The following is a 26,035-nucleotide window of genomic DNA, read 5'->3' as shown; positions in this document are numbered from 1 at the left end:
GGAAACGGGCCGGACCGCCGGTACCAAGCCCTTTCGCCCTCCCGAACCCTGGGGATGTAGTCGTCCCCCGGAAATGGAGGAAAGAATGCCTACTAGTGCGGAACCCCGCATCAAGGCCCGTTACCACGCCGAAGTGGCCGGGAAGCTTCAATCGGAATTCGGGTACACCTCTGCGATGCAAGTGCCCCGTTTGAACAAGATCGTCATCAACATGGGCGTCGGCGACGCCATCCAGAACATCAAGGTCCTGGACGTCGCCGTGGAAGAGCTCACCGCGATCGCCGGCCAGAAGGCCGTCGTCCGGAAGGCCAAGAAGAGCGTCGCCCAGTTCAAGCTGCGCGAGGGCATGCCCATCGCCTGCATGGTGACCCTGCGTGGCAACCGCATGTGGGAATTCCTGGACCGCCTGGTGAGCCTGTCGCTCCCCCGCGTCCGCGACTTCCGCGGCGTCCCCACCAAGTCCTTCGACGGACGCGGCAACTACACGCTCGGCCTCAAGGACCAGCTGATCTTCCAGGAGATCGACTACTCCAAGGTTGAAAAGATGAAGGGGATGAACATCACCTTCGTGACTTCAGCGCCCACGGACCCCGAGGCCCGTGCCCTGCTTGCCCACCTGGGCATGCCTTTCCGGAAATAGGGAGCCCACATGGCTAGCACCAACAAGATCTACAAGGACAGCGTCAAGCCCAAGTTTTCCACTCAGCACCGGAACCGCTGCAAGGTGTGCGGCCGTCCCCGGGGCTACATGCGCAAGTTCGAACTCTGCCGCCTTTGTTTCCGCAAGCACGCCCTCGCCGGCGAGCTCCCGGGCGTCCAGAAGTCCAGCTGGTAAGGAGAGGCATCCATGAACACTGATCCGATCGCCGATTACCTCACCCGCCTCCGCAATGGCATCATGGCCGGCCACGACGCCGTGGTCGTGCCCGCCAGCAAGATGAAGGAGCGTCTCTCCGCCATCCTGAAGCAGGAAGGCTACATCCACGGCTACAAGGCCGTCGAGCACGAGGGCCGCGACTACCTCATCATCCAGGTCAAGTACGTGAAGACCGGAGAGTCGGTCATCCACGGCCTCAAGCGCATCTCCAGCCCCGGCCTCCGCGTCTACGCCGGCGTCAAGGAGATCACCGAGGTCCAGGGTGGCCTGGGCATCTCCATCCTCACCACGCCCAAGGGCCTGCTGACGGGCAAGGACGCCCGCAAGCAGAACCTCGGTGGCGAGGTCCTGGCCCACGTCTGGTAGAAACCGCTCTCCAACCCTTTCCAAGGAAACCATCATGTCTCGCATCGGAAAAAAGCCAGTGGCACTGCCGTCAGGCGTCAAAGTGACCATCCACGGGGCTGAGGCCGTCGTCGAAGGCTCCAAGGGCAAGCTGACCTGCCCGATCCCCCAGGGGATCACCGTCGAAGTCGCGGCCGATTCCATCAACCTTACCCGCGTCAATGACGAAGCCCAGAACCGGGCCTTCCACGGCCTCACCCGCGCCCTGATCAACAACGCCGTCGTCGGCGTGACCACGGGCTGGAAGAAGGAACTGGACATCGTCGGCGTCGGCTACAAGGCTGCCATGGACGGCGAAAACCTCCGCCTCGACCTGGGCTACAGCCACCCGATCAACTATGCCGCTCCCCAGGGCATCACGATCGCCGTGGAAAAGAACACTCACCTCGTCGTGACCGGGATCGACCGCCAGTTGGTCGGCCAGGTCGCAGCGGACATCCGCAAGTACCGGAAGCCGGAGCCCTACAAGGGCAAGGGCGTCCAGTACACGGGTGAAGTCATCCGCCGCAAGGCCGGCAAGACCGGGAAGTAGGGAGCAACCATGGCTAACGACATCTCGATCCGCCGTCAGAAGACCAAGAATCGCATCCGGGGCCGCATTTCCGGCACCCCCGAGCGTCCGCGTCTCACCATCTACAAGAGCCTCAAGAGGATCTACGTGCAGGCCGTGGATGACACCCAGGGTGTCACCATCGCCGCCAGCTCGTCCCTCGAAAAGGGCCTGCGGGAAACCCTGGCCTCCGGCTCCAACATCGCAGCCGCCAAGGCCGTCGGGGAGAGCATCGCCGCTCGCCTGAAGGAAAAGGGCATCACGTCCGTGGTGTTCGACCGCAACGGTTATGTCTATCACGGCCGCGTCAAGGCGCTGGCTGACAGCGCCCGGGCTGCCGGGCTCCAGTTCTAGGAGGGTGAGGAACATGGCATACAATGCACCAGACACCAAGCCCAACTCCCAGAGCGGCGACCAGCAAGGCGAAATGAAGGACCAGGTCATCTACGTGGGCCGCGTCACCAAGGTCGTGAAGGGGGGCAAGAACTTCTCCTTCAGCGCGCTGGTGGTCGTGGGCGACGGCAACGGCAAGGTGGGCTTCGGCCTCGGCAAGGCGCTGGAAGTGCCTTCCGCCATCAAGAAGGGCATCGAGAGCGCCAAGCGGAACATGATCCACGTTCCCGTGTCGCCCAACCGCAGCCTGCCCCATCCCATCACCGGCCGCTTCGGCTCCGGTTCGGTCCTCATGAAGCCCGCTCCCGAGGGCACCGGCATCATCGCCGGCGCCGCCGTCCGCGCCATCATGGAAGCCGCCGGCATCAACAACGTGCTCACCAAGAGCCTCGGTTCCTCCAACCCCCACAACGTGGTTCGCGCCACCTTCGAGGGTTTCAAGAACCTCATGGATCCCTACACGGTCATGACCAACCGTGGCCTGGATCAGGCGGAGGCCTAAATGTCCCAGCTCCTCGGCAAGCAGGTCGTCATCACCCTCAGGCGCTCCAGCATCTGCACCGTGCCCAAGCATCGTGCGTTCCTCCAGACCCTCGGTCTCAAGAAGGTCGGAGACAAGCGGGAGTGCGAGTACACGCCGAATGTGCATGGCATGGTCAAGCGCATTCCCTACCTCATCGACGTCACGGTGAAGGGGTAAGACATGAAGCTCAACGAACTCAGGCCCGCAGAGGGCGCCACGAAGAACCGCAAGCGCATCGGCCGGGGCAAGGGCTCCGGCAACGGCAAGACCGCCGGAGCCGGCGAAAAGGGCCAGAAGTCCCGCCGGGGCTACAGCTCTCAGCGCGGCTTCGAGGGTGGCCAGATGCCCCTCCACCGCCGCCTCCCCAAGCGCGGCTTCACCAACATCCATGCCATCCAGCTCCAGGAGCTGGGCCTGGACTTCATCAGCACCCATTTCGCCGAAGGCGAGACCGTGTGCCTGGAAGCCATGAAGGACAAGAACCTGCTTGACCCCAAGATGGGCGGGATCGTGGTCCTCAAGCGCGGCGAACTGACCCACAAGATCACCGTGGTGGCAGACCGCGTCACCAAGGGCGCCCGCGAGGCCATCCTGGCCGTCGGCGGCACCATCCAGGAGCCCCCCTGCTCCAAGCAGGCGTCCAAGTAGTCCTTCCCGTTAGGATTTGAAACGCATGGAAAAGCTCCGGCAGTTGTTCTCCAACCCCGAACTTCGCAAGCGCCTGCTGTTCACGCTGACGATGCTGGTGATCTACCGGCTCGGCGTGCACGTGTCGGTGCCCGGCGTCAACGCCGAAGCCCTGGCCAAGAACCTGGGCAAGGCGGGGGATCTGTTGAACGTGGTTGACCTGTTCTCGGGCGGCGCCTTCAAGAAGTTCTCGGTGTTCGCCCTGGGCATCACCCCGTACATCACGGCCAGCATCGTGCTCCAGCTCATGGGCGCGGTGGTCCCGGCCCTCGAGAACCTCCAGAAGAAGGAGGGCGAGGCCGGCCGCCAGAAGATCAACCAGTGGACCCGGTTCCTCACCGTGGGCCTGGCCTTCGTGCAGGGTTTCGGCATCGCGTCCCTGGCCCAGAGCCTGGGGCCCGACGTGGTCATCAATCCCGGCCTCGGCTTCAAGATCCTGTGCGCCTTTACCTTATCCACCGGCACCATCTTCGTGATGTGGATCGGCGAGCAGATCACGGACCGGGGGGTCGGCAACGGCATCTCGCTCCTGATCTTCGCCGGCATCGTCTCGGGCCTGCCCAAGGCGATGGAGACCATCGGCACCATGTTCATGGCGTCCCTCAAGGGCGCCGGCAACGTGGCCCCTCCGGGCGTCTTCCTCCTCCTGCTGGCTTCCATGACCGTCGTCCTCCTGGCCGTCGTCCTCGTGGAGAACGCCTACCGGAACATCCCCATCCACTACGCCCGCCGGGTGGATTCCTCCCGGATGGCCAGCCAGCGCAGTTCCTACCTGCCCCTCAAGGTGAACACCGCGGGCGTCATGCCGGTGATCTTCGCCAGCTCGGTGATCTTCTTCCCCGCCACCATCGCCCAGTTCACGCGGTGGGAGTGGCTGAGCAAGGCCTCCAGCTACATCAGCCCGCAGTCCCACTTCTGGACCTACACCCCGATCTTCGTGGGCGTGGTCATCTTCTTCGCCTTCTTCTACACCAGCATCGTCTTCAATCCGGACGAGACCGCCGACAACATGAAGCGGTCCGGGGGCTACATCCCCGGCATCCGGCCCGGCAAGGAGACCTCGGTCTACATGGACAGCATCCTCTCGAAGCTGACCTTCGCGGGCGCCGTCTACCTGGCCCTGGTTTCCATCGTTCCCCTCGTGATCACCAATTCCATGCCGGGACTGAATTTCTACTTCGGCGGAACCTCCCTCCTCATCGTCGTGGGCGTGGCCATGGATACCGTGGCCCAGCTTGAGAGCTATCAGGTGATGCGCCGCTACGACGGGTTCCTGGAGAAGGGTCGCATCCGGGGTGGCCGGCTGGCACGCTCGGGAGCGAAGACGCCATGAAAATCCATATCCTTCTCGGGGCCCCTGGCAGCGGAAAGGGAACCCAGGCCAAGCGCCTGGTTCAAAAAAGGTCTTTGATACACCTGTCTACAGGTGATATTCTGAGAGATGCCGTCTCGAAAGGGACGGAGATTGGCCTTCGGGCCAAGGCCCTCATGGCCAGTGGCAAGCTTGTGGATGACGACACGGTTAACGGTCTTGTTTTCGCGCGGCTGCAGAACGAGAGCGGAGATGTGTTGTTTGATGGATATCCCCGGACCCTGCAACAGGCTGAATCCTTGGAGACTTTCCTCTCCTCCCAGGGAATCGGCCTCGGATTCGTGATCGACATCTTCGTCCCCGAGAGTGTCTTGGAAGCCCGTGTGGTGGATCGCATGGTGTGCAGCAACAACGATTGCGGCGCCATCTACCACCTCGTCACAAAGCGGCCCCACCAGGAGAACGTCTGCGATCTGTGCCACAGTCCGCTGAAGCACCGCGCCGACGACTGCTCCGAGGCCTTCAGAAGCCGGATGGTTGAATTCAACAAGACCTTCCAGCCTCTCCAGGCCTTCTACAAGGAGAGGCCGAACTATCGCACCGTCGACGGCAACCTCGCGCCCGATGCGATCCACGCCACCATCCTTGAACTTTTCCAGGAGCAAGCTTGAGCAAAGAAGAAGCCATTGAGCTCGAAGCCACAGTGGTGGAGTCCTTGCCCAATGCCGTGTTCCGGGTCGAGTTGGAAAACAAGCACCAGGTCCTGGCTCACATCAGCGGCAAGATGCGGAAGAACTTCATCCGCATCCTCCCTGGCGACAGGGTCCTGGTTGAAGTCACCCCTTACGATCTCAGCCGTGGCCGGATCATCTACCGATTCAAGTAACCTCACACATTAATCCCTGGGGGAAACCCATGAAAGTCAGGCCCTCTATCAAGAAGCTGTGCGAGCACTGCAAGGTGGTCCGCCGCGAAGGCATCAATCGGATCATCTGCAAGAAGAATCCCAAGCACAAGCAGCGCCAAGGCTAAGGAGTCAACATGGCACGCATCGCAGGCATCGATCTGCCAATTGCCAAGCGCATCGAGATCGCGCTTACGTACATCTATGGCATCGGTCGCCCCAAGGCTCAGAGCATTCTGACCCGGGCCAAGGTGGACTTCAGCACCAAGGTGCGGGATCTCACCGAGGACGAGGTCGGGCGCATCCGTCGCGTCATCACGGCCGAAGAGACCGTGGAAGGCGATCTGCGCAAGAACATTGGCATGGACATCAAGCGCCTCATGGACATCGGCTGCTACCGGGGCCTTCGCCACCGGAAGGGCCTCCCCGTCCGTGGACAGCGCACTCACACCAACGCGCGGACCCGCAAGGGCAAGCGCAAGACCGTGGCCGGCAAGAAGAAGTAAAGGTTGAGGAACTGATATGGCAAAGACTCAGTCAAAGACCGCCGGCAAGAAGGTGGTCAAGAAAAAAGAAAAGAAGAACGTCCCCCACGGCGTGGCGCACATCCAGGCCTCGTTCAACAACACCATCATTTCCATCTCTGACCCCATGGGGAACATGCTCAGCTGGGCGTCCTCCGGCAACCAGAACTTCCGGGGCACCCGGAAGGGCACGCCCTTCGCCGCGCAGATCGCGGCGGGCGTCGCCGCCGAGGCCGCCAAGGAACAGGGCATCCGCAGTGTGGATGTCCGCGTGAAGGGACCCGGGGCTGGCCGCGAAAGCGCCATCCGCGCCCTGAACGCCGCCGGCATTTCCGTGACCAGCATCCGCGACGTCACCCCCATCCCCCACAATGGCTGCCGCCCTCCCAAGCGGCGCCGGGTTTAAGAGAGGAGGAGAACCATGGCTCGATATCAAGACGCCGTTTGCCGCCTCTGCCGACGCGAGGGCATGAAGCTCTACCTCAAGGGTGAGCGCTGTTTCAAGGAGAAGTGCTCCTTCGAGACCCGCAAGGGCAAGATCCCCGGACAGCACGGGGCCGCCAAGGCGAAGAAGCCCACCGGCTACGCCCTCCAGCTTCGCGAGAAGCAGAAGGTCAAGCGCATCTATGGCGTGCTGGAAAAGCAGTTCCGCCTCTACTTCGAGCGCGCCGACTCCAAGAAGGGCGTGACGGGTCACAACCTGCTCTCCTTCCTGGAAAGCCGTCTCGACAACGTCGTTTTCCGGCTCGGGTTCGCCCCCAGCCGCGCCGCAGCCCGCCAGATGGTGATGCACGGCCACATCCTGGTCAACGGCAAGCGCTGCGACATTCCCAGCTACCAGACCAAGAGCGGCCAGAGCATCGAGATCTCGGTCAAGGCCCAGGCCAACGACTTCGTTAAGTCCTCCCTGGAAACCGCGGCTGGCCGCGGAATTCCCCAGTGGCTCACCCTCGACGCCGGCGCCTTCAAGGGCTCCGTCATCGCGGTTCCCAAGCGGGAAGATGTTCCTCTAGACATCAACGAGCAGCTGATCGTCGAACTCTACAGCAAGTAAGGGGACAGGAATGCTGAACATCAGCGATTTCCAGAGGCCGCGTTTCGCGGAGGTCAGTGCGAGCTCGAAGACCGGCTCGTACGGCGAGTTTGTCGCCTATCCCTTCGAACGCGGTTTCGCCACCACCTGCGGCCACTCCCTTCGCCGGGTGCTGCTCAGCAGCATCCAGGGCGCGGCCGTCACCAACGTACGGATCAAGGGCGTGCAGCACGAGTTCACGGCCATGCCCGGCGTGTGGGAGGACATCACCCACATCCTCCTGAACCTCAAGGAAATCCCTTTCAAGCTCCATTCCTCCCAGCCCCAGATCGTGACCATCAGCCACAAGGGCGAAGGCGTGGTGACCTCCGGGTCCATCCGCTGCAACCAGAATGTGGAAGTGATGAACCCCGATGTGCACATCGCCACCCTGGGCGAGGACGGGGAACTTGAGATGGAGATCCAGGTCTCCATGGGCCGCGGTTTCGTCACGGCCGACCGGAACCTGGACGAGAAGCTGGGCCTCGGGTTCATCCCCCTGGATTCCAACCACAGCCCCATCATCCGCGTGAACTACATCGTCGAGCCCGCCCGCGTGGGCCACAGCACGGACTACGAGAAGCTGACCCTCCAGGTGTGGACCAACGGCACGGTCGACCCCAAGGACGCGGTGAGCGATTCCGCCCTCATCCTCCGCGAGCACTTCCTCATCTTCGCCCGCCAGGACGAGGATGCCGTCGAAACCGAGCAGGGCGCCACGATCCTCACCACCGAGGGCGTGAACGGCATGCTGGGCAAGTCGGTCGAGGAGCTCGAGCTGTCCGTCCGGGCCAACAACTGCCTGCGCAACGCCAACATCACCACCATCGGTGAGCTGGTGCAGCGCACGGAAGCGGAGCTGATGAAGACCAAGAACTTTGGTAAGAAGTCGCTCCAGGAGATCAAGGACGAGCTCGCCCGCATCGGCCTCTCCCTCGGCATGCGCATCGAACAAGAAGTCTAAGGAGCTTACCCATGCGTCACAATGTCACCGGCAAGCGCCTTGGCCGCACCACCAACCAGCGCAAAGCCCTCATGAAGGGTCTCGCCATCTCGATCATCGAGCATGAGCGCCTCCAGACCACCCTCGTGAAGGCCAAGGAGCTCCGCAAGTTCGTGGAGCCCTTCATCACCCTCGGCCGCAAGGACACCGTCGCGAACCGCCGCCTGGCCATGGCCCGGCTCGGCAGCAAGAAGGCCGTGGAGAAGCTCTTCTCCGAGGAATTCTCTGCCCGCTTCGTCGGCCGTCCCGGTGGTTTCACCCGCATCCTCAAGACGGACCACCGTCTGGGCGACGCGGCGGACATGGCGATCATCGAGCTCGTGGACTACGTCCTGCCCGAGCCCAAGGAAGCCGAAGCCACCGCCGAATAAGGCGACAACCGCTTCACGAAAGGCGCCCTCCCGGGCGCCTTTTTCGTTGGGGCGGGTCAGTGCTGCGGCGGGGCCTCGAGCGCATCCCCGAGGTCCGGGTCCCAGGCGGCCGTGGCGAGGGTGGCGCCTCCTGGCTCGATGCGAAGGGTCCGCCGGATGAGGGTCTCCTCGGCGGCGCCTGCGCCATGGCGCAGGGTGAAACCCGCGTCCGGGTCGGCCGTGAGGACGAACCCCCGGGGAGTCCGGCTGGAGGCGTCCCAGAGGCGCAAGGCGAGGGGCGCTTCCCCGGCGGCCATGGGCAGGAACCGGACGGCGTGAGGCGGCAGGCGGTACGACTGGGCGACCGGCAGCACCACCTCGATGCGCGGCCTCACCTGGACGGCCCGGCCCGCCTTGTACCGCCATAGACCCTGCCTGCCCGGCCCAGGCTCCTGGGTGAAGCCGACGGTCCAGGTGGCGTCCGACCGGTTGGTGAGGGTCAGGAGCCGAAGGGCCTGGGAGGCGGGGGCGCCGGGCACGGCCAGGGGGGCCGGGCCTTGCCCGGGTTCCTTGGATTCCTGGGGATCCTTGCCCTCCGCGAGGCGGGGGCGGGACAAGGGCCTGGGGGCGTCGATCGCCTCGGCCGAGGTGCGCTTCACGCCGCGGGCCGCCTGCGGGGGGACGGTGGCGGACGCCTTGGCGGGCGGATCCCAGCCGTCCCCCAGGATGCGAACCGTATCCCCCTCGACGACGCAGGGATTCCAGCCCGGGACGCCGTGCCGGAACTCGAGGGTCACGACGGGGGAACGGCCCTCCTTGGCCTCCTCCTTCGGGAAGCGCAGATACAGGGCCCGGCTCCTGCCGAGGCCGCCCAGGGGGCCGGCGTCGAACAGGCCGCAGGTGACGTGCTCGGGTCCCTTCCCGGTGGGGCGGGTGAGGGTGAGGCGCTGGCCCGGGTCGAGGCGGACCTCCCTGACCCGGGCGGGAAGGCGGCGCTCCCCCGAAGGCCCTCCGGGATACACGAGCAGGTTCGCCTCCCTGGAGTCCAGGATCAGGGACCAGCGGGATCTGGACAGGTTTTCGACGTGCACGTTCCGGTTGGCCGCCAGAGGGGCCGCGACCAGGCAGACGGCGGAAAGGAGGACGCGCGTCGCGGGGACGGGGCGGGCGGATCGGGACATGGCTGGGCTACCTCGCCTCCAATAATAAAATATTAATGGATCAAGGCAAGGGCCGGAAGGGTCCGGGGTCAGGCCAGGAGGCCTGCCAGGAAACTGCCGGGGGCCACGTAGCCCTCCACCCGGTCGGGCCCGGTGCTCAGGTAGGCGATGGGGGTCTCCACGCTGGCGGTGAGGGCCTCCAGGTAGACCCGGGCCTCGGCGGGGAGCTTCGCGGGGTCCTGGATGCCCCGGGTGGGGGTGCTCCAGCCCTTGAAGTATTTGATCTCGGGCTGGATTTCGTTCCAGTCCTGGATGCAGGAGGGGATGCGGGTGCCCACGCGGCCTTCGCCGTCCCGGTAGCCCACCACCAGTCCCACCTGGTCGAAGCCGTCCAGCACATCCAGCTTCATGAGGCCCAGGCCGTCCACCCCGTTCACCCGGCAGGCGTGGCCGGTGATGACGGAATCGAACCAGCCGCAGCGCCGCGGCCGGCCGGTGGTGGTGCCGAACTCCCGGCCCAGTTCCCGGATGCGGTCCCCGGTGGCGTCGAGCAGCTCGCTGGGCATGGGCCCTGCGCCCACCCGGGTGGTGTAGGCCTTGGCGACCCCCAGCACGTGGGAGAGGGCCTTGGGGGGCAGGCCGGTGCCGGTGAAGAGGCCTCCGATGCTGCAGTTGGAGCTGGTGACGTAGGGATAGGTGCCGTGGTCGATGTCCAGCAGGGTGGCCTGGGCCCCCTCGAAGAGGATGGATTCGCCCCTGCGCCAGGCGCTCCACAGGAAGTCCTGGATATCGCCGATCATGGGCAGGAGGGGCTGGGCGATGGCCAGGATGTCCCGGGCGGTGTCCGCGACGGACGCCAGGCCGGCTTCGGCGCCCAGGAGCTGGCTCACCTCGGCGTGCCCGTGGCTGATGCGCTCGGGAAGCGTGGCGGCGTGGAGGAGATCCCCCATGCGAACACCCATGCGAGCGGCCTTCATCTCGTAGGCGGGGCCGATGCCCCGGCCGGTGGTGCCGATCTTGTGGAGCCCGCCTTCGCGCCACTTGTCCAGGGCGATGTGGTGGGGCAGGATGATGTGCGCCTTATCGGAAATCAGGAGACGATCGGTCAGGTCGAACCCGCGCTTGGCGAGCCGGTCCAGTTCCTGCAGGAAGACCTCCAGGTTGAGCACGACGCCGGAGCCCACCACCAGGAAGCAGCCCTCATGGAGCGCCCCGCTGGGAACCTGGTGCAGGGCGATGCTGACGCCGTCCACCACGACGGTGTGGCCGGCGTTGTTGCCGCCCTGGAACCGCACCACGTTCTGGAACCGCGAGCTCAGAAGGTCCACCAGCTTGCCCTTGCCCTCGTCGCCCCACTGCAGGCCGAGGATGGCCAGATTCTCCGCAAGAACACTCATGCATTTACCCCCATCCTCCAGATTACCGCGCCGGGGTCCGGTCTCCTAGGTACCGGAAGCAAATGGGGACACCAGGACCGGATGAGGCTACCCTTTAGTGTCCGGTCCTGTCTTCAGTGGGGAGGCGGGGTTCAGAATATTCCGGGGGGGCCGCATGTTCGAGAAATTCACCGAAAAAGCACGCCGCGTCATGTTCTTCGCTCGCTACGAAGCCAGCCAGTTCGGCTCGGAGAGCATCCAGAGCGGGCATCTCCTGCTCGGTCTCCTGCGCGAGGCCGAGAAGACCTCCATCCAGCTGCTGGATCGCATGGGCGTCCAGACCAACCTGCTGCGGGAGCGTCTCATTTCCGCCCTGAGCCCGCGCGACAAACGGCTCACGCCCAGCTCGACCAGCATCGACATCCCCATGGAGGAGGAGGTCAAGCGCATCCTCCAGCACGCCACCCAGGAGAGCGCCAAGCTCAACCACAAGCACGTGGGCGCCGAGCACCTGCTCCTGGGCATGCTGAAGGAGGAGCAGGGCCTCGCGGGCCGCCTCCTGAAGGAGGCCGGCGCCGACCTCATCGCCGCCAAGGAGATCCTCCTGGAAGCCACCAAGGAGGAGAAGATCGCCAAGAAGAAGAAGGAGCACCCGCTCCTGGCCGAGTTCGCGAGGAACCTCTCGGAGCTGGCCGAGCGCGGCATCTTCGACAACCTCATCGGCCGCGAGACCGAGGTGGACCGCATCATCCAGATCCTCTCCCGCCGCCGCAAGAACAACCCCATCCTCCTGGGCGAGGCGGGGGTCGGGAAGACCGCCATCGTGGAGGGCCTGGCCCAGAAGATCCACGAGGGCCTCGTGCCGCCGAGCCTGCAGGAGAAGCGCATCTACGCGCTGGACCTGAGCCTGGTGGTGGCGGGCACCAAGTACCGCGGCCAGTTCGAGGAGCGGCTGAAGTCCATCATCGCCGAGGCGTCCAAGGACCCCAGCGTGGTGCTCTTCATCGACGAGATCCACAGCATCATCGGCACGGGCGCCGCCGAAGGCAGCCTGGACGCCGCCAACATCCTGAAGCCGGCCCTTTCCCGCGGCGAGATCCAGTGCATCGGCGCCACCACCCACAAGGAGTTCGCCAAGTACATCGACAAGGACCGCAGCCTCGTGCGGCGTTTCCAGCCGGTGAACGTGAACCCCCCGGACGAGCCCGAGAGCCTGCGCATCCTGGAAGGCATCCGCAGCCGCTACGAATTGTTCCACCGGGTGCGCTACACCCCGGCCACCCTGCTGGCCTCGGTGTACCTCTCCAACCGCTACATCACCGACCGGTCGCTCCCCGACAAGGCCATCGACCTCCTGGACGAGGCCGGCGCCCGGGTGAAGCTCCGCGGCGGCGTGACCGTGGGGGAGAGCCACAAGGCCGAGGAGGAGCTGCACCGGGTCATCACGGAGATGAACGAGGCGGTGCTCAACCGCGACTTCGAGAAGGCCGTGCTGCTCCGCCAGAAGGAAGTGCAGCTGCGGGAGCAGATCACCGGGACCGAAGGGGAGCTGTCGGAGGAGGACTACGAGAGCTTCGCCGAGGTGACCGAACGGGACATCGAGGACGTGGTGGCCTCCTGGACGGGCATCCCCGTGCGGGCCCTCAAGAACGAGGAGAAGGCCAACCTCTCCCACATGGAAGAGCACATCAACGAGCGCGTCATCGGCCAGGAGGAGGCCGTGAGCGCCGTGAGCCGGGCCGTGCGCCGGGCCCGCACCGGCCTCAAGAACCCCGCCCGGCCCATGGGCTCCTTCCTCTTCCTGGGCCCCACGGGCGTGGGCAAGACCGAGCTGGCCAAGACCCTGGCCGGGTTCCTCTTCGGCGATCCCAAGAAGATGATCCGGTTCGACATGTCCGAATTCATGGAAAAGCACGAAGTTTCCAAGCTGCTCGGGGCCCCTCCGGGGTACGTGGGCTATGAAGAAGGCGGCATGCTCACGGACAGGATCCGGCGCAACCCCTATTGCGTCATCCTTTTCGATGAAATGGAAAAGGCCCACCCGGACCTGATGAACGTCCTCCTGCAGATCTTCGACGACGGTCAGGCCACGGACGCCTTCGGGAACCAAGTGGACTTCAAGAACACAATTATCATCATGACCTCCAATGTGGGCAGCCGGGAACTCCTCCCGGACAAGAACCTTGGCTTCGGGATAAAGGATGACCGTCCGGATTCGAAAGCTGGCGAAGCGCTCAAGGTGCTCAAGCGGACCTTCCCGCCCGAGTTCCTCAACCGCATCGACGAGATCGTGGTGTTCAACCGCCTCGGGGACGCGGAGCTCCGCAAGATCGTGCGCCTGCTCATCAACGACCTCAACGTCACCCTCCAGAAGCACAGCCTGGTCGTCACCCTCTCCGACGAGGCCTGCGACTTCCTGGTGCGCACCACGGTCCGCGACCGCGCCTACGGCGCCCGGCCGCTCCGCAGGGCCATCCAGAAGATGGTGGAGGACCCCCTCGCCGAGCTCATGGTCGCCCAGGAGGAGGTGCCCGCGGGCATGGTCCACTTCGATCTGGTTGATGAGAAGCTCGTACCTTTGTTCACCGAGACACCCGCCGTTACCGAACCCCAGCTCACCGAGGTCCAGGGATGATTTAGAAATCCGCCTTGCGGGCGGCCCGGTTCGCCGGGGGACCTTCCAGAGAGACCGACGGCCCTTTCGGCCTTGGGAATTCAATGCTCGACCTTATGTAATGGATCATGAATGAGATTGCTCGCCGAACCCCAGCGCCAGACCCCTCGTCGCCCGCTTCTTAGCCAGTGGGCACGGGGCCTGTCCCCCCTGGTGCTGGCGGCCAGCCTCCAGGCCCTGCCGGCCCTGGCCCAGGACTCCGAGGTCATCACGAAGATCGAGGTCATCGGGGCGCAGAAGCAGACGGCGGAGACCATCATCTTCAAGACCGGCCTGAAGCCGGGCGACGACCTGCGCAACGTGGACCTCACGGCGATCCTGGACAAGCTCTGGGCCACCAATGCCTTCGACGACATCAAGTTCCAGGCCGATGACGAGGAGAACGGCAAGAAGCTCATCATCATCGTCAAGGAGCGGCCCCTCATCAAGGAAGTGGATTTCCGCGGCGGCACGGAAGTGGGCCTCAGCTCCCTGAAGGACAAGATCAAGGAGAAGAAGCTCACCATCAACCCCGATACCGTCTACGATCCGGAGGCGGCCCGCAAGGTCAAGGACCTCATCGTCGACCAGTGCGCCGAGAAGGGCTTCCGGAACCCGGTCATCGAGGTGTCCCTGGAGAGCATGGGGCCGACCGTCTCGCGGCTGGTCTTCGACATCAAGGAAGGCGGCAAGGTCAAGATCTACAAGGTCGCCTTCCGCGGCAACAAGGCCATCAGCAGCAAGGCCCTCGCCAAGGTCATGGCCAAGACCCGCAAGCACTGGATGTTCAGCTGGCTCACCTCCCATGACCTCCTGGTGGAGAAGAACATGGACGAGGACCTGATGGCCATCAAGAAGGCCTACTGGCGCCTGGGCTACAAGGACGTCTTCGTGGGCAAGCCCACCATCGAGGTGAGGGACGTCACCGCCGAGAAGAACAAGAAGAAGAACGAGAAGCGGGTCAAGGAAGGCAAGTCCCCCAAGTACGATCTGCGCGCGGAGCTGATGATCCCCATCCTGGAGGGCGAGGCCTATTCCGAGGGCACCTTCAAGCTCGAGGGCAACGACAACGTCATGAAGGGCGAGGCCGGCGAGAAGTTCTACCGCACGAAGATCGCCGAGGCCAAGCGGGACAACCACTCCTGGCTGGCCAAGCTGCTCAGCATCAAGCCCGACATCCAGGACCCCAAGGAGACCGAGAAGCGGCCCTTCGACCTGGATTCGCTCAACGCGGGCATCGACAAGGTCAAGGAACAGTACAGCAACATGGGCTACATCATGTTCCGGGCCGAGAAGAAGATGGATGTCCGGGAGGTGAACGGGGTCAAGAAGGTCGACGTCACCCTGAAGGTGGACGAGGGCGAGCTCTACACCGTGCGCCACCTGAACTTCGAAGGCAACAGCGTCACCAAGGACAAGGTCCTGCGCCGGGCCATGATCCTCAAGGAAGGCGACCCCTTCCAGACCGAGCTGTTCAAGGACTCCTTCACGGGCCTGGGCCAGCTGGGCTTCTTCGACGTCAAGAGCTCGGAACCCAAGGTCGACATCGTCCCCGACAAGCCCCAGGTGGACATCACCATCAAGGGCGAGGAGGCCGGCGTCAACGAGGTGCTCTTCCAGGGCGGCTACGGCTCGGTGCTGGGCTTCTCCCTGGGCATGAGCTTCTCCACGCGCAACCTGGGGGGCGGCGGCGAGACGCTGAGCCTGAGCTACAACGGCGGCAAGTACCAGCGCATGGCCTCCATCTCCTTCACCGAGCCCTACATCTTCGACCTGCCGTACTCCCTGACCACCAGCATCTCGGACGGGACGACGGACTACGACGCCTCCCGCGTGGGCGCGGCCTACGCCTACAAGCAGCTCTCCCGGGCCCTGGGCGTCTCCATGGGCACGCGTCTGTCCACGTTCATCCCCGGCAAGACCTGGGCCTGGTTCACCACGTACCAGGTGGGCTACACCTTCCGCATCCTCAAGATCGAGGGCGGCCGGAACTACTACTACCGGGACACCAGCTCCCAGCTCACCTCGACGATCAACAACTTCATCACCTACAGCACCGTCAACCATCCCTTCAAGCCCACCCACGGCACCAAGCTGTCCCTGGGCTTCGAATACGGAGGCTGGCAGTTCGGCGGGGACCGGCCCTTCTACCGCACGACGCTGGAATTCGCCAAGTGGACGAACATCGGCGAGCGGCACATCTTCGGGTTCAACTCCAGCTACGGCTATGTGCGCAACCTGACCAACGACAGCCTGGCCATCTGGGAGCTGTACCGGCCCGGCGGCGAGAACTCCATCCGCGGCTACACCTACGGCCAGGTGGGCACGGCGGCCAGGGACAACAACAACACGTTCGTGGTCGTGGGCGGCAACAAGCAGTTCATCGCCAACGCCGAATACCAGTTCAAGATCGCCGACCAGTTCCGGATCGTGGCCTTCTACGACGCGGGCAACGCGTGGGCCCAGGGCGTCAAGATCTTCCACGAGTCCCTGCGGCGCAGCGCCGGTCTCGAGTTCCGGTTCTTCCTGCCCATCAGCCCGGCCCCGCTGCGGCTCATCTGGGCCCGCAAGCTCAATCCCTACGAGTTCGACACCGAAGGGAAGACGCAGTTCCAGTTCAGCATCGGCACCACCTTCTGATCCCAAACCACCCCCCGTCAACCCGGAGCCACCCATGCGCATCCTGAACGCCCTGCTGCCCCTGGCGGCCGTCGTGAGCCTTTCCGCCCAGGACATCACCCCCAAGATCGCCGTGTTCGTCCCCGACCGGCTCATCGCCAACACCGTGAGGGGCCGCCAGCTCTTCGCCGAGCTCGAAGTCACCAAGAAGAACCTCGAGGAGAAGCTCAAGGCCAAGGGCGAGGAGGGCGCGCGCCTCCAGGCCCAGCTCCAGTCCCCGAGCATCAGCGACGCCGGCAAGGAGCAGATCACCAAGCAGCTGCGCGATGCCGACTACGAGTTCAAGAAGCTCCAGGAGGACAGCCAGGCCGAGTTCCAGAAGACCCAGCAGAAGGTCTTCGGCCAGTTCCAGCAGGAGGTCGGCCCCATCGTCGACGCGGTGGCCAAGGAACAGAAGATCCAGCTGGTGCTGCAGTACCAGCAGGGCCTCATCGCCTACGGCGAGGAGAGCTGGATGCTGGCGTTCACCAACGAGGTGGCCAAGCGCTTCGACGCCAAGACGCCCGCCACCGGTCAGCCTGCCAAGCCGGCCGCTTCCGCCCCCGCCGCCAAGCCTGCCGCCAAGCCCGCCACCCCCAAGAAGTAGCTAGTCCCGGCCCGTAGAGCCGTAGCCGCCCCCGCCGCGCTGGGTGTCCCCCAGGGCGGCGGCGTCGCGTTCGGGGCGCCATTCCCAGGCCGGCACGGGGGCCAGGAGGAACTGGGCGATGCGCTCGCCCCGGGCCAGGGAGAAGGGGGCCGTCCCGTGGTTGACCAGCACCACGGCCACTTCGCCCCGGTAGTCCGCGTCGATGGTGCCGGGGGCGTTGAGCACGGTGACGCCGTGCTTGAAGGCGAGGCCGGACCGGGGCCGGACCTGGCCCTCGAAGCCCTCGGGGATGGCCATCACCAGGCCGGTGGGCACCAGGCGGCGCTCGCCGGGGGCCAGGGTCCACGTCTCCCCCTCGGCGATGGCGGCCCGCAGATCGAGGCCGGCCGCGTGGGGCGTGGCCCTTTCGGGCAGGGGAAGGCCCTCGCCGTGGGGCAGGAAGCTGATGGGGACCTGGATCATGGACACTCCGCCGTGCCCTCCACCTTAACGCGACCCTAACCCGGCGGGACCTCTTCTGCGTTACCTTTCATGAATGCGGAGGTCACCATGAGGATCGGGATCGCTTTGGCGACGTTGACGGTTTGCGCCGGCCTGGTGGCGGCGGAAGGGCCCGGCTCCGGCAACCGCACCGAGACCCGCTCCGAGAAGCTGGCCTTCGGGTCCAAGCTCTGGGTGAAGAACCGCAACGGGGCCATCCGGGTCGTGGGCTGGGACAAGGAGGAGGTTTCCCTCGTCGCCCAGATCCGGGACACCTCCAAGCGCAAGATCGACCTGGTGGTCCAGCACGTGGGCGCCGACCTGGACATCGAAGCCCAGTTCCAGCAGCCGGTGGTGGTGTTCAGCTTCGGCTTCGCCCCCAGCCCGCGCTGCGAGATGACCCTCAGCGTGCCCCGCAGGGTCATGGGGCACTTCCGCACCACCAACGGCCCGGTCTCCGTGGCCAGCCTGGAGGGCTACGCCCGGTGCGAGACCACCAACGGCGACGTGGTGATCCGGGACCTCAAGGGCGAATGCCTGGCCGAGACCACCAACGGCGCCCTGGAGGCCTACAACCTCAAGGCCCGCATCAAGGGCGGCACCACCAACGGCCGGATCCGCCTCGAGGACGTGGAGGGAGGCATCCAGCTGGAGACCACCAACGGCGGCATCGTCGCCAGGAACCTGGACGGCTGGGGCGAGGGGATCCGCCTGGAAAGCACCAACGGCGGCATCGAGGTGGTGCTGGGCAAGGCCACCGGCGATATCCGGGCCGAGAACTCCAACGGCGGCATCGACATCAAGGTCGCGGGCGCCACGGTGGTGGAATCGGCCAAGCACTCGGCACGGGTGAAGGTTCCGGGCCGGGAGCAGAAGATCACGCTGGAAACCACCAACGGCGGGATCACGGTCCGCTAATCTGGAGTCATGTTCGACCCGAGACCGTTCCTCCTGGCCCTCCTGGGCGCGGCCTGCGCCGCCCAGATCATCCAGCCGCCCGACGTGACGGACCGGACCCTGTCCAACGGGATCAAGGTGCTGATGGTGGAGCGCCCCGGCATCGGTGCCGTGCGGGCCGAGGTGTTCATCCAGGGGGGACGGGCCGCCGCCGGGGGCCTCGCCCCGGCGGCCGCCGACCTCCTGGCCCGGAGCCTCTTCCGCCGCCAGCCCCCCGCCCAGGTGGAGAAGGACCTGGACATGACCCTGCGCCAGGAGGGCACCGCCTTCGAAACCCTCCGGCTGGAGCGGCTCCGCCAGGCCCGCCGCCCGGACCGGGCTCCCTCGCCGGAGCTCCCGGCCCTCCAGGCCATGCACCGGGCCGCCCTGGCGGCCATCCAGGACCACATGCGCCCCTCGGACGCCTGGGACGAGGTGGATGCCCTGGGGGGCACCCACCGCACCTGGGACGTTACGGCGGACTACATCGCCCATGGCTTGGACCTGCCCGCCGGCCAGGTGGAGGCCTGGTGCCGGCTGGAGGCCGCCCGCCTCGCCCACCCGCCCCTGGGCCGCTTCCCCCTGGAGCGGGAGCGGCTCCTGCTGGAGGTGGACAGCGGGAAGCCCCCCTGTCCGTCCTCCCTTTCCGTGCTGCTTTCCATGGCCCTGGCGGGGCGCCCCTATGCCCAGGCTTCCGAGTTCCATCGCTCCGACGTGGAGTCCATCACCCTGGCCGACCTGAAGGCCCTGGGAAGGCACCTCCTGGCCCCCGGGCGCATCACCCTGGTCCTGGTGGGCGATTTCCGCTCCGATGCCCTCCTGCCGGCCCTGGAGCGCGCCTTCGGTGTCCTGGGGAAGGGGGAGGCCGCCCCGGCGCCCGCGCCCTTCAAGGACGACGACCCCATGAACGCCCTGGAGTCGCCCGCGGGGCGGAAGATGCTGGTGAGCACCACCGGGGAGACCCGGATCATCGTGGGCTGGCGGATCCCCCCGGCCAACCACCCCGACGGCCCCGCCCTGCGCGCCCTCGCCCAGGTCATGGCCGGCAGCCCCAGCTCCCGCCTGAACCAGGCGCTCCTCACCACCAAGGGCGTCGCCGGCACCCTCGCCCTCAGCATCGGGGTGCCCGGGCAACGGGACCTGAACCTTTTGGTGGTGGACGCCGAACCCGCCGCGGACCACTCCCTGGCCGAGCTGGAGCAGGCCATCATGGGCGAGGTGCTGCGCCTGCAGCGCGAACCCCTGCCCGAGGCGGAGGTGCGCCGGGCCCAGGTCCAGCTGGAGGTGCTCCAGATCCAGGTGCAGGAGGACGCGGCCGCCCTGGCCGGCGCCCTGGGGAAGGCCCACTGCCAGGGGGGCGACTGGCGCCTGGCCTTCCGGGCCCTCTCCGCCGCCCGGGACCTCCGGCCCTCCGACATCCAGGCCGCGGCCCGCACCTACCTGGTGCCCTCCCGCATGACCGTGGCGCAGTTCGGTCCGGATCCGCTCCTCCTGCCCCTGGATCAGACCGAGAGCCGCCTGCTCCAGGTCCTCAATGCCCTGGTGCAGCGGCGCATGGCCGATCCCGTCGAGGCCCAGGGCGTGCTGCGGGAGGCCCTCAGGCAGCTGCGCATGCTGAGCCCGGGCGAGCGCCTGCAGACCCTCAAGCTCCTGGAAGCCCAGGTGGCGCCATGAGGGCCTGCCTGTTCCTGGCCTGCGCGGCGCTCGCGGCCGCCCCGGGGCCCCAGACCTTCACCCTCCCCTCCGGGTTGCGGTGCCAGCTGCTGGAAAACCATGACCAGCCCCTCATCCGGGCGGAACTGGCCGTGCGATGGGACGGCGAGCCACGGCCCGGCCTGGGCGGCTTCCTGGCCCAGCTCATGCGGGCCGGGGGGGCCGGGACGTACACCCGCCCCGAGTTCAACCGGGCCCTGGACGACCTGGGCATCACCTTCGGGTTCGAGAGCGGGCCCGGCCTCTACCGGTGGACCCTGGCCACGGACAGCCGCAGCCAGGAGCCCGCCATGGAGCTGCTGGCGGACGCGGTCTTCCGGCCGGCCTTCGACATGGGGACCCTGGGGGCCCAGCGCCTGGCCGTGGGCCGGCAGTTCACCGCCGCCGGCGCCCAGGATCGCGGCCGGGCCCGCTTCCTGTGGGCCCTGGGGGACCCGTCCGTGGAGCTGCCCCTGGTCGCCGGGGCCGTGGACGCGATGGACTTCACGGAACTGCAGGCGTTCCGCCGCCGGGTGGTGCGCCCCGAGAACGCCTCCCTCGTCCTCCACGGCGACCTGAGCCTGGTCCAGGCCAAGGAGCTCGTCTTCCTTCATTTCGGGCTTTGGGGGCCGGGTCCCCGGACAGCCCCCCCGGGGCCAACCCCCCCGGCCGCCGCCGAACCCAGGCTCCTGGAGGTGCTGGACGGCGGCGAGGCCGAGCTGTGGGCCGGACGGTCCGCGGCCGGGTGCGATCCCGCCGTGCGGGAACTGCTGGAGGACCTGCTGCAGCAGCTGCCCCGGGTCCTGTCCCCGGGCCTCGTCGGCGAATGGGGCATCGGTCCCGGCCGGCCGCTCCTCCTCAAGGTCAAGGCGGGCGCCGGCGCGCGGGACGGCCTGGTGGCGGCCTTCCTGCGGACCCTGGAGGGGATGCGGACGCAGGGCTTCACGGAGCAGGACCTGGACCGGGCCCGGGCCCGGTGGAAGGCCCGCGTCGCGGCCCTGCCCCTGCATCCCCAGGACCTGGTCCGCCGCCTGCAGGAGGGGGTCCTGGACCCCGCCTTCGCCGCCCGCGTGGAGGCCGTGCGGCTGAAGGACGTCAACGAGGCCCTGGCCGCCCTGCTGGCCCCGGCGGACCTGCGGTACCTCCTGCTGGGCGGGGATGCCGCCCTGGTTCAGAAGGCCGAAGCGGCGGGCCTGGGGCCCGCGGTGGCGATCAACTGACCTGGACCCCGAAACGGGCCGCGAGGTCCAGATAGCGCTCCTGGATCCCCCGGATGACCTGCGGAGGCAGGTGGGGCGCCGGGGGCCGCTTGTCCCAGTCCGGGAGGGTCTCCAGGTAGTCCCGCAGGAACTGCTTGTCGAGGCTGGGGGGGTTGGAGCCGGGCCGCCACGCGTCGGCCAGCCAGTAGCGGCTGGAGTCGGGCGTGAGCACCTCGTCGATGAGCATCAGGCTGCCGTCCTCCAGGAGGCCGAACTCGAACTTGGTGTCGGCCAGGATGATGCCCCGTTCCAGGGCCAGCTCGCAGCCGCGTCGGTACAGGGCCAGGCTGGCCGTACGCACCCGGGTCGCCAGCTCCTGGCCGATGAGTCCGGCCATGGTGGCGAAGTCGATGTTCTCGTCGTGGCCCTCCTCGGCCTTGGTGGAAGGGGTGAAGATGGGTTCGGGCAGGCGGTCGGCATTCCGCAGGCCGGGGGGCAGGGCGATGCCGCAGACCGTGCCGCTCTTTCCGTATTCCTTGAGCCCGGAGCCGGCCAGGTAGCCGCGCACCACGCACTCCACGGGCAGGGGCGCGGTCTTGCGCACCAGGATGGAACGGCCCCGGAGCAGGTCGGCATGGGGCCGGAGGGCCTCGGGGTAGGCCTCCACCGAAGTGGCCTCCAGGTGGTTGGGAAGGAGGTCCGCGGTGGCACCGAACCAGAAGTTGGCCACCTGGGTGAGGATCCGGCCCTTGCCGGGGATGCCTTCGGGCATGATGCAGTCGAAGGCGGAGATGCGGTCGGTGGCCACGATGAGGAGGCTGCGCCCGAGGTCGTAGACATCCCGCACCTTGCCGCGCCGGAAGGCGGGGAGGGGCAGGTCGGTTTTCAGGAGTGCGTCCATGGCGTCCTCGTTCAGGGGGTGGAAGGCAGTTCCGGGATGTGCCGGGGGGTGGGGGCCAGCCAATGGAGGGCCATGGGCAGGAGCTGGTAGCGGTTCTGGATGTTCACCCACCGGGATAGTTCGGTTTCCCGCACGGTGGTTCCCGGCCCGGTGACGGGCAGGCCGCGCTCGGCGCAGAAGGCCTGGACCTCGGCGCCGGTGACGCCCAGAAGGGCGGGCAGGACCTCGAAGGGGTAGGTGTTCTCGTTGAAGGCCGGGGCGAGGATCCGGAAGTCGAAGGTCTCCCGGAGCACCGAAAGGGTGGCCTCCCGGTTCAGCTCCAGGGCCGCGTCCAGGTGGGGGAAGGGGTCCTGGCCACCCAGGCTCCGGGCCTGGGCGGCGCCCAGGTGGGCCAGCGGGTGAACGGGGTTGGCCTTGAGGAGCTTGGCGAAGGCCTCCCCGGCTTCCAGGGCACGCCCCAGATTGATGAGACATTCACCCCTGTGCAGCAGGGATTCGGCGTTCCGGGGGTCCTGGGCGAGGATGCGGTCGGTGATCTCCAGGAGTTCCTCCACCATGCCGGCCTTGCGCAGGAGGGCTGCGAGGTTGTCCAGGGCCGAGCGGTGGTTGGGGGTGAGGAGGAGGAGCCGCTCCAGGAGCTCGATGGCGTGGGCGTCGTCCATCTCCTGTTCGGCGCGCTGGGCCCAGTCCCAGAGGACCTCGGCTTGGCGCGCCACGGGGTGGCTGAGGGTGCCCCGGCGCTCGTCGGAGGGGTGCAGCAGCTGCGTGCAGACCCAGGTGTAGCGGCCGGGGTCCCGCCCGCCCGGAGCGCCCAGTTCGTCCTCGATCGCCCGGATGACGGTCTTCAGGCCGCGGTCCCACAGGGGCGGCACCGGCATCTGCACATGGGTCTGAAGCTCGCGGCGCAGGGGCTGGAGGGGGTCCCCCGTGCGGCCCAGGTGGAGCTTCAGGCGCAGGAAGCGCAGCTCTGCGGGGGGATCGGTCTCGACCCGCACCCGCAGTGCGAGTTCGCCCGTGTCCGGGTCGAAGCCGTCGAGAAGGAGGTACTGGAGGTGGGCCCGCATACCAAGAGATTAGCAAAGGTAGTTGACCGCGAGTCCTTTAGCCATGAATATTGGGATGTTCCAGAGTTGCAGGGAGCCGCCATGAAAATCCTGTCCGTCGTCGGTTGCGCGCTTATCGCCTTGGCACCCGCGACGGCGCATGCGGGGGGTCTTGAACTGGGATTGCTGCTGGACAAGCAGGTGGGCAAGGCCCAGGCGCTCACGGCGCCCTCCAACGGCCTGAAGGCGGGCAACTACGATTCGGTGGGCCCCACCGGCCTGGGCTTCCGCGCGGCCTACACCTTCCTGGACCTGAAGATCGCGGGCCTGGGCGCGGCCGTGACCTACCACCCCAAGGCCGAGGGCGACCTGAAGCTGGGTTCGGCCACCCTGGGCAAGTACGGAAGCGAATATTCCGCCGTGGGCCTGCAGGCGGATTGGAAATTCATCATCAACCTGAACGCCGGCATCGATTACCGGTTCGAGAAGCTGACCACCTCCGGGCCCGGCCTGCCGACCGAGACCACGAACCTCGGCCGCCCCTGGGTGCGCGCGGGGCTGGGGTTCTCCGCCCCCCTGCCGGTGGTGAGTCCCTTCGTGCGCCTGGAAGTGGCGGCGCCGCTCAGCACCCCTGCCAAGGGCGACGGCAACGAGGAATTCCGCAAGGCCATGGCGCCTTCCTTCCAGGTCGCCCTGTACGGGGGCATCCGCTTCTAGGGGCCGAATGGAACTGCGCGTTCTAGGATGTTCGGGAGGCGAGGCCGAGGGCAACCGCCTGACGGGGCTCCTCGTGAACGGCACCGTCGCCATCGACGCGGGGAGCCTCACCCAGGCCCTCTCGCTCGAGGAGCAGGTGGAGATCCGGCAGATCTTCATCAGCCACTCGCACCTGGACCACATCTGCACGCTGCCCTTCTTCACCAAGAACATCTTCGGGCACACCGACGTGCCCGTGGAGATCCACGCCCTGCCCGAGACCCTGGACGCCCTGCGCCGGCACCTCTTCAACGACGAACTGTGGCCCGACTTCTCGGTGATCCCCAGCCCCGACAACCCCATCATCCGCTTCACCGAGATCGAGCCCGGCCGCACCTACGAGGTGGAGGGCCTGCGCATCACGCCCATCCCCGTGAACCACCTGGTGCCCTGCGTGGGCTACTGCGTGGAGGACGACCACTCCGCCTTCATCTTCAGCTCCGACACCGCCGCCACCGACAAGGTCTACGAGGTGGCCAACGCCACGCCGAACCTGCGGCTCTTCATCACCGAAGCCAGCTTCCCCAATGCCCAGGGCTGGCTGGCGGACGCCTCGAAGCACCTGACCCCGGAGAAGCTGGGGAAGGAACTGAAGAAGCTCAAGGTGGACGTGCCGGTGGGCATCTACCACCTGACGCCGGGGGACCGGGCGGTGATGCTGCCCGAACTGAAGGCACTGAAGGATAAGCGGTTGAAGCTTCTGGATCAGGACTCACGATTCCAGTGGTAGGGCAACGCTCATGTCCTCAGGAATTGAACCGATTGAAAACCGGGCTTTGAAACGGTTTGGATAGGCCGTTCATTCCCCAGCGTGAATTGGGTGAAATGGGGTGTCATTGTGGGTGTCGGCGCTTGAATTGGGTGAAATTGGGTGTAGTTTTGGGTGCATGTTCCGCACTGAATCCCTCCAGATCACCCAGGAATTCCTGAACCTCATCGCGAGGATCGAGGAATTCAAGGGAATCTGGCGCACCCTGGGCGTTCTGGCCCCGGACCGGCTGGCGACCCTGCGCCGGGTGGCTACGGTGGAAAGCATTGGATCCTCCACCCGCATCGAGGGCAGCCGGCTCACCGACAGGGAGGTGGAACGCCTTCTGGGTGCCCTGGAGATCCGGGAATTCGCAACCCGGGACGAGCAGGAGGTCGCCGGCTACGCGGGGGTGATGGAGCTGATTTTCGCCTCATGGCAGGACATCGCCTTCACCGAGAATCATGTCCGCCAGCTCCACCGGGACCTGCTGGTCCACAGCGACAAGGACGCTTGGCACCGGGGCGACTACAAGACCACTTCCAACTCCGTGGCGGCCTTTGATGCGGAAGGGAACCAGGTGGGGGTGGTCTTCGAAACCGCCGCGCCGTACGACACCTCCCGGTTGATGGGGGAGCTGACCGGGTGGGTCCGGGAGGAGCTGGAGAGTCGCCGGATCCATCCCCTGCTCGTCATCGCCATCTGGGTGGTGGTCTTCCTGGAGATCCACCCGTTCCAGGACGGCAACGGCCGCCTCAGCCGTGCCCTGACGACGCTGCTCCTCCTCAAGGCGGGCTACGCCTACGTTCCGTACAGTTCCCTGGAGAGCATCATCGAGCGGAACAAGGAGGCGTATTACCTCGCGCTGCGAAAGACCCAGGGAACCATCCGCACCCAGGCTCCGGACTGGCAGCCCTGGGTGGGATTCTTCCTGCAGTCCCTGCACGAGCAGACCCGCGTCCTTGGCCGCAAGATCGAGCGCGAGAAGAAGGTGCTGGCGGCCTTGCCCAGGCACTCCCTCCTCATGGTCGAATTCGTCCGCGAGCAGGGAAGGATCACCATGCGCGAAGCGGTCCGGGTTACGGGCGCCAGCCGGAATACGCTCAAGGTGCAGCTCCGGACCCTGGTGGTATGGGGTTTGCTGAACCAGCACGGGCAGGGGCGGGGCGTCTGGTACGACCTCGCATGAACGAAGGGCCGGGACGAATCCCGGCCCTTCATTCCCA

General features: G+C 66.3%; 31 protein-coding genes. 26 read left to right on the top strand and 5 right to left on the bottom strand.

Features of this window, described 5'->3' with window-relative positions:
• Nucleotides 1–85: 85 nt before the first annotated feature.
• From rplE to rplQ, 17 genes are all read left to right on the top strand, one after another.
• On the top strand, nucleotides 86–640 hold the full coding sequence (gene rplE / locus ACZ5MC_RS21615) for a 50S ribosomal protein L5 (protein WP_306597981.1): 555 nt from the start codon (nucleotides 86–88) through the stop codon (nucleotides 638–640).
• A gap of 9 nt (nucleotides 641–649) precedes the next feature.
• Complete coding sequence (locus tag ACZ5MC_RS21610) at nucleotides 650–835, top strand: type Z 30S ribosomal protein S14 (protein WP_306597980.1); 186 nt, start codon at nucleotides 650–652, stop codon at nucleotides 833–835.
• A 12-nt stretch (nucleotides 836–847) separates the two neighbouring features.
• A complete protein-coding gene (gene rpsH / locus ACZ5MC_RS21605; protein WP_306597979.1) occupies nucleotides 848–1,243 on the top strand; it encodes a 30S ribosomal protein S8 in 396 nt (131 codons plus the stop codon).
• Nucleotides 1,244–1,277: 34 nt separating this feature from the next.
• Nucleotides 1,278–1,814, top strand: coding sequence for a 50S ribosomal protein L6 (gene rplF, locus ACZ5MC_RS21600; RefSeq protein WP_306597978.1), 537 nt, complete (start codon nucleotides 1,278–1,280; stop codon nucleotides 1,812–1,814).
• Nucleotides 1,815–1,823: 9 nt separating this feature from the next.
• The gene (gene rplR, locus ACZ5MC_RS21595) at nucleotides 1,824–2,186 is read left to right on the top strand and encodes a 50S ribosomal protein L18 (RefSeq protein WP_306597977.1); all 363 of its coding nucleotides are present in this window, start codon (nucleotides 1,824–1,826) and stop codon (nucleotides 2,184–2,186) included.
• 73 nt (nucleotides 2,187–2,259) lie between these two features.
• Nucleotides 2,260–2,727: a 30S ribosomal protein S5 gene (gene rpsE, locus ACZ5MC_RS21590; protein WP_373432577.1), complete on the top strand. Its 468-nt coding sequence runs from the start codon at nucleotides 2,260–2,262 to the stop codon at nucleotides 2,725–2,727.
• A complete protein-coding gene (rpmD, locus tag ACZ5MC_RS21585; protein ID WP_306597975.1) occupies nucleotides 2,728–2,925 on the top strand; it encodes a 50S ribosomal protein L30 in 198 nt (65 codons plus the stop codon).
• A 3-nt stretch (nucleotides 2,926–2,928) separates the two neighbouring features.
• The gene (rplO, locus tag ACZ5MC_RS21580; protein ID WP_306597973.1) at nucleotides 2,929–3,396 is read left to right on the top strand and encodes a 50S ribosomal protein L15; all 468 of its coding nucleotides are present in this window, start codon (nucleotides 2,929–2,931) and stop codon (nucleotides 3,394–3,396) included.
• Nucleotides 3,397–3,421: 25 nt separating this feature from the next.
• A complete protein-coding gene (secY, locus tag ACZ5MC_RS21575; RefSeq protein ID WP_306597972.1) occupies nucleotides 3,422–4,768 on the top strand; it encodes a preprotein translocase subunit SecY in 1,347 nt (448 codons plus the stop codon).
• Nucleotides 4,765–5,418: an adenylate kinase gene (locus ACZ5MC_RS21570; protein WP_306597971.1), complete on the top strand. Its 654-nt coding sequence runs from the start codon at nucleotides 4,765–4,767 to the stop codon at nucleotides 5,416–5,418. The genes secY and ACZ5MC_RS21570 overlap by 4 nt, the downstream gene beginning before the upstream one ends.
• Nucleotides 5,415–5,633: a translation initiation factor IF-1 gene (infA, locus tag ACZ5MC_RS21565; protein WP_005038062.1), complete on the top strand. Its 219-nt coding sequence runs from the start codon at nucleotides 5,415–5,417 to the stop codon at nucleotides 5,631–5,633. Before ACZ5MC_RS21570 ends, infA begins: the two co-directional genes overlap by 4 nt.
• A 29-nt stretch (nucleotides 5,634–5,662) precedes the next feature.
• Nucleotides 5,663–5,779, top strand: a complete 117-nt coding sequence (rpmJ, locus tag ACZ5MC_RS21560) for a 50S ribosomal protein L36 (protein WP_243288424.1) — start codon at nucleotides 5,663–5,665, stop codon at nucleotides 5,777–5,779.
• Between the two features lie 9 nt (nucleotides 5,780–5,788).
• Nucleotides 5,789–6,157, top strand: coding sequence for a 30S ribosomal protein S13 (gene rpsM, locus ACZ5MC_RS21555; RefSeq protein ID WP_306597970.1), 369 nt, complete (start codon nucleotides 5,789–5,791; stop codon nucleotides 6,155–6,157).
• Between the two features lie 16 nt (nucleotides 6,158–6,173).
• The gene (rpsK, locus tag ACZ5MC_RS21550) at nucleotides 6,174–6,581 is read left to right on the top strand and encodes a 30S ribosomal protein S11 (RefSeq protein WP_243330331.1); all 408 of its coding nucleotides are present in this window, start codon (nucleotides 6,174–6,176) and stop codon (nucleotides 6,579–6,581) included.
• Between the two features lie 15 nt (nucleotides 6,582–6,596).
• The gene (rpsD, locus tag ACZ5MC_RS21545) at nucleotides 6,597–7,229 is read left to right on the top strand and encodes a 30S ribosomal protein S4 (RefSeq protein WP_306597969.1); all 633 of its coding nucleotides are present in this window, start codon (nucleotides 6,597–6,599) and stop codon (nucleotides 7,227–7,229) included.
• A 10-nt stretch (nucleotides 7,230–7,239) separates the two neighbouring features.
• Complete coding sequence (locus ACZ5MC_RS21540; RefSeq protein WP_306597968.1) at nucleotides 7,240–8,211, top strand: DNA-directed RNA polymerase subunit alpha; 972 nt, start codon at nucleotides 7,240–7,242, stop codon at nucleotides 8,209–8,211.
• Nucleotides 8,212–8,222: 11 nt separating this feature from the next.
• Nucleotides 8,223–8,621, top strand: coding sequence for a 50S ribosomal protein L17 (gene rplQ / locus ACZ5MC_RS21535; protein ID WP_306597966.1), 399 nt, complete (start codon nucleotides 8,223–8,225; stop codon nucleotides 8,619–8,621).
• A 56-nt stretch (nucleotides 8,622–8,677) separates the two neighbouring features.
• Here rplQ and ACZ5MC_RS21530 read toward each other — a convergent pair whose 3' ends face one another.
• The gene (locus tag ACZ5MC_RS21530; RefSeq protein ID WP_306597965.1) at nucleotides 8,678–9,781 is read right to left on the bottom strand and encodes a hypothetical protein; all 1,104 of its coding nucleotides are present in this window, start codon (nucleotides 9,779–9,781) and stop codon (nucleotides 8,678–8,680) included.
• A gap of 68 nt (nucleotides 9,782–9,849) precedes the next feature.
• Nucleotides 9,850–11,157: an adenylosuccinate synthase gene (locus ACZ5MC_RS21525; RefSeq protein ID WP_464516753.1), complete on the bottom strand. Its 1,308-nt coding sequence runs from the start codon at nucleotides 11,155–11,157 to the stop codon at nucleotides 9,850–9,852.
• A 154-nt stretch (nucleotides 11,158–11,311) separates the two neighbouring features.
• Between ACZ5MC_RS21525 and ACZ5MC_RS21520 the strand changes: the two genes are divergently transcribed.
• The 3 genes from ACZ5MC_RS21520 to ACZ5MC_RS21510 all read left to right on the top strand — a co-directional run bounded on the left by ACZ5MC_RS21520 (nucleotide 11,312) and on the right by ACZ5MC_RS21510 (nucleotide 17,054).
• Nucleotides 11,312–13,771 (top strand): ATP-dependent Clp protease ATP-binding subunit, encoded by a 2,460-nt coding sequence (locus tag ACZ5MC_RS21520; RefSeq protein ID WP_464516752.1) that lies wholly within the window; start codon nucleotides 11,312–11,314, stop codon nucleotides 13,769–13,771.
• Between the two features lie 111 nt (nucleotides 13,772–13,882).
• Entirely contained in the window at nucleotides 13,883–16,429 is a 2,547-nt protein-coding gene (gene bamA, locus ACZ5MC_RS21515; protein ID WP_306597962.1) for an outer membrane protein assembly factor BamA, read from the top strand.
• Nucleotides 16,430–16,463: 34 nt separating this feature from the next.
• Nucleotides 16,464–17,054 carry an OmpH/Skp family outer membrane protein gene (locus ACZ5MC_RS21510; protein WP_306597961.1) on the top strand — a complete coding sequence of 197 codons (591 nt, stop codon included), beginning with the start codon at nucleotides 16,464–16,466 and terminating at the stop codon, nucleotides 17,052–17,054.
• On the opposite strand, the gene dut is transcribed toward ACZ5MC_RS21510, so the two are convergent.
• Nucleotides 17,055–17,516, bottom strand: a complete 462-nt coding sequence (dut, locus tag ACZ5MC_RS21505; RefSeq protein ID WP_306597959.1) for a dUTP diphosphatase — start codon at nucleotides 17,514–17,516, stop codon at nucleotides 17,055–17,057.
• Nucleotides 17,517–17,603: 87 nt separating this feature from the next.
• Between dut and ACZ5MC_RS21500 the strand changes: the two genes are divergently transcribed.
• Genes ACZ5MC_RS21500 through ACZ5MC_RS21490 form a run of 3 tightly spaced genes read left to right on the top strand, consistent with a single transcriptional unit; the run spans nucleotide 17,604 to nucleotide 21,382 of the window.
• The gene (locus tag ACZ5MC_RS21500) at nucleotides 17,604–18,452 is read left to right on the top strand and encodes a DUF4097 family beta strand repeat-containing protein (protein WP_306597958.1); all 849 of its coding nucleotides are present in this window, start codon (nucleotides 17,604–17,606) and stop codon (nucleotides 18,450–18,452) included.
• A 9-nt stretch (nucleotides 18,453–18,461) separates the two neighbouring features.
• Nucleotides 18,462–20,144 (top strand): M16 family metallopeptidase, encoded by a 1,683-nt coding sequence (locus ACZ5MC_RS21495; RefSeq protein WP_464516751.1) that lies wholly within the window; start codon nucleotides 18,462–18,464, stop codon nucleotides 20,142–20,144.
• On the top strand, nucleotides 20,141–21,382 hold the full coding sequence (locus ACZ5MC_RS21490) for a M16 family metallopeptidase (RefSeq protein ID WP_464516750.1): 1,242 nt from the start codon (nucleotides 20,141–20,143) through the stop codon (nucleotides 21,380–21,382). The genes ACZ5MC_RS21495 and ACZ5MC_RS21490 overlap by 4 nt, the downstream gene beginning before the upstream one ends.
• On the opposite strand, the gene ACZ5MC_RS21485 is transcribed toward ACZ5MC_RS21490, so the two are convergent.
• Together ACZ5MC_RS21485 and ACZ5MC_RS21480 are read right to left on the bottom strand one after the other, a co-directional pair.
• Nucleotides 21,375–22,262, bottom strand: coding sequence for a phosphoribosylaminoimidazolesuccinocarboxamide synthase (locus tag ACZ5MC_RS21485; protein ID WP_464516749.1), 888 nt, complete (start codon nucleotides 22,260–22,262; stop codon nucleotides 21,375–21,377). The two genes, ACZ5MC_RS21490 and ACZ5MC_RS21485, sit on opposite strands and share 8 nt — an antisense overlap.
• An 11-nt stretch (nucleotides 22,263–22,273) precedes the next feature.
• Nucleotides 22,274–23,326 (bottom strand): hypothetical protein, encoded by a 1,053-nt coding sequence (locus ACZ5MC_RS21480; RefSeq protein ID WP_464516748.1) that lies wholly within the window; start codon nucleotides 23,324–23,326, stop codon nucleotides 22,274–22,276.
• An 81-nt stretch (nucleotides 23,327–23,407) separates the two neighbouring features.
• Between ACZ5MC_RS21480 and ACZ5MC_RS21475 the strand changes: the two genes are divergently transcribed.
• The 3 genes from ACZ5MC_RS21475 to ACZ5MC_RS21465 all read left to right on the top strand — a co-directional run bounded on the left by ACZ5MC_RS21475 (nucleotide 23,408) and on the right by ACZ5MC_RS21465 (nucleotide 25,998).
• Nucleotides 23,408–24,022: a hypothetical protein gene (locus tag ACZ5MC_RS21475; RefSeq protein ID WP_306597953.1), complete on the top strand. Its 615-nt coding sequence runs from the start codon at nucleotides 23,408–23,410 to the stop codon at nucleotides 24,020–24,022.
• Between the two features lie 7 nt (nucleotides 24,023–24,029).
• Nucleotides 24,030–24,791 carry a 3',5'-cyclic-nucleotide phosphodiesterase gene (locus ACZ5MC_RS21470; RefSeq protein ID WP_306597952.1) on the top strand — a complete coding sequence of 254 codons (762 nt, stop codon included), beginning with the start codon at nucleotides 24,030–24,032 and terminating at the stop codon, nucleotides 24,789–24,791.
• A 157-nt stretch (nucleotides 24,792–24,948) separates the two neighbouring features.
• Nucleotides 24,949–25,998 carry a Fic family protein gene (locus tag ACZ5MC_RS21465; RefSeq protein ID WP_464516747.1) on the top strand — a complete coding sequence of 350 codons (1,050 nt, stop codon included), beginning with the start codon at nucleotides 24,949–24,951 and terminating at the stop codon, nucleotides 25,996–25,998.
• Nucleotides 25,999–26,035 lie beyond the last annotated feature (37 nt).

The organism is Mesoterricola sp. JemC181 (assembly GCF_055384585.1).
This window is presented reverse-complemented; position numbering and strand designations above follow the sequence as displayed.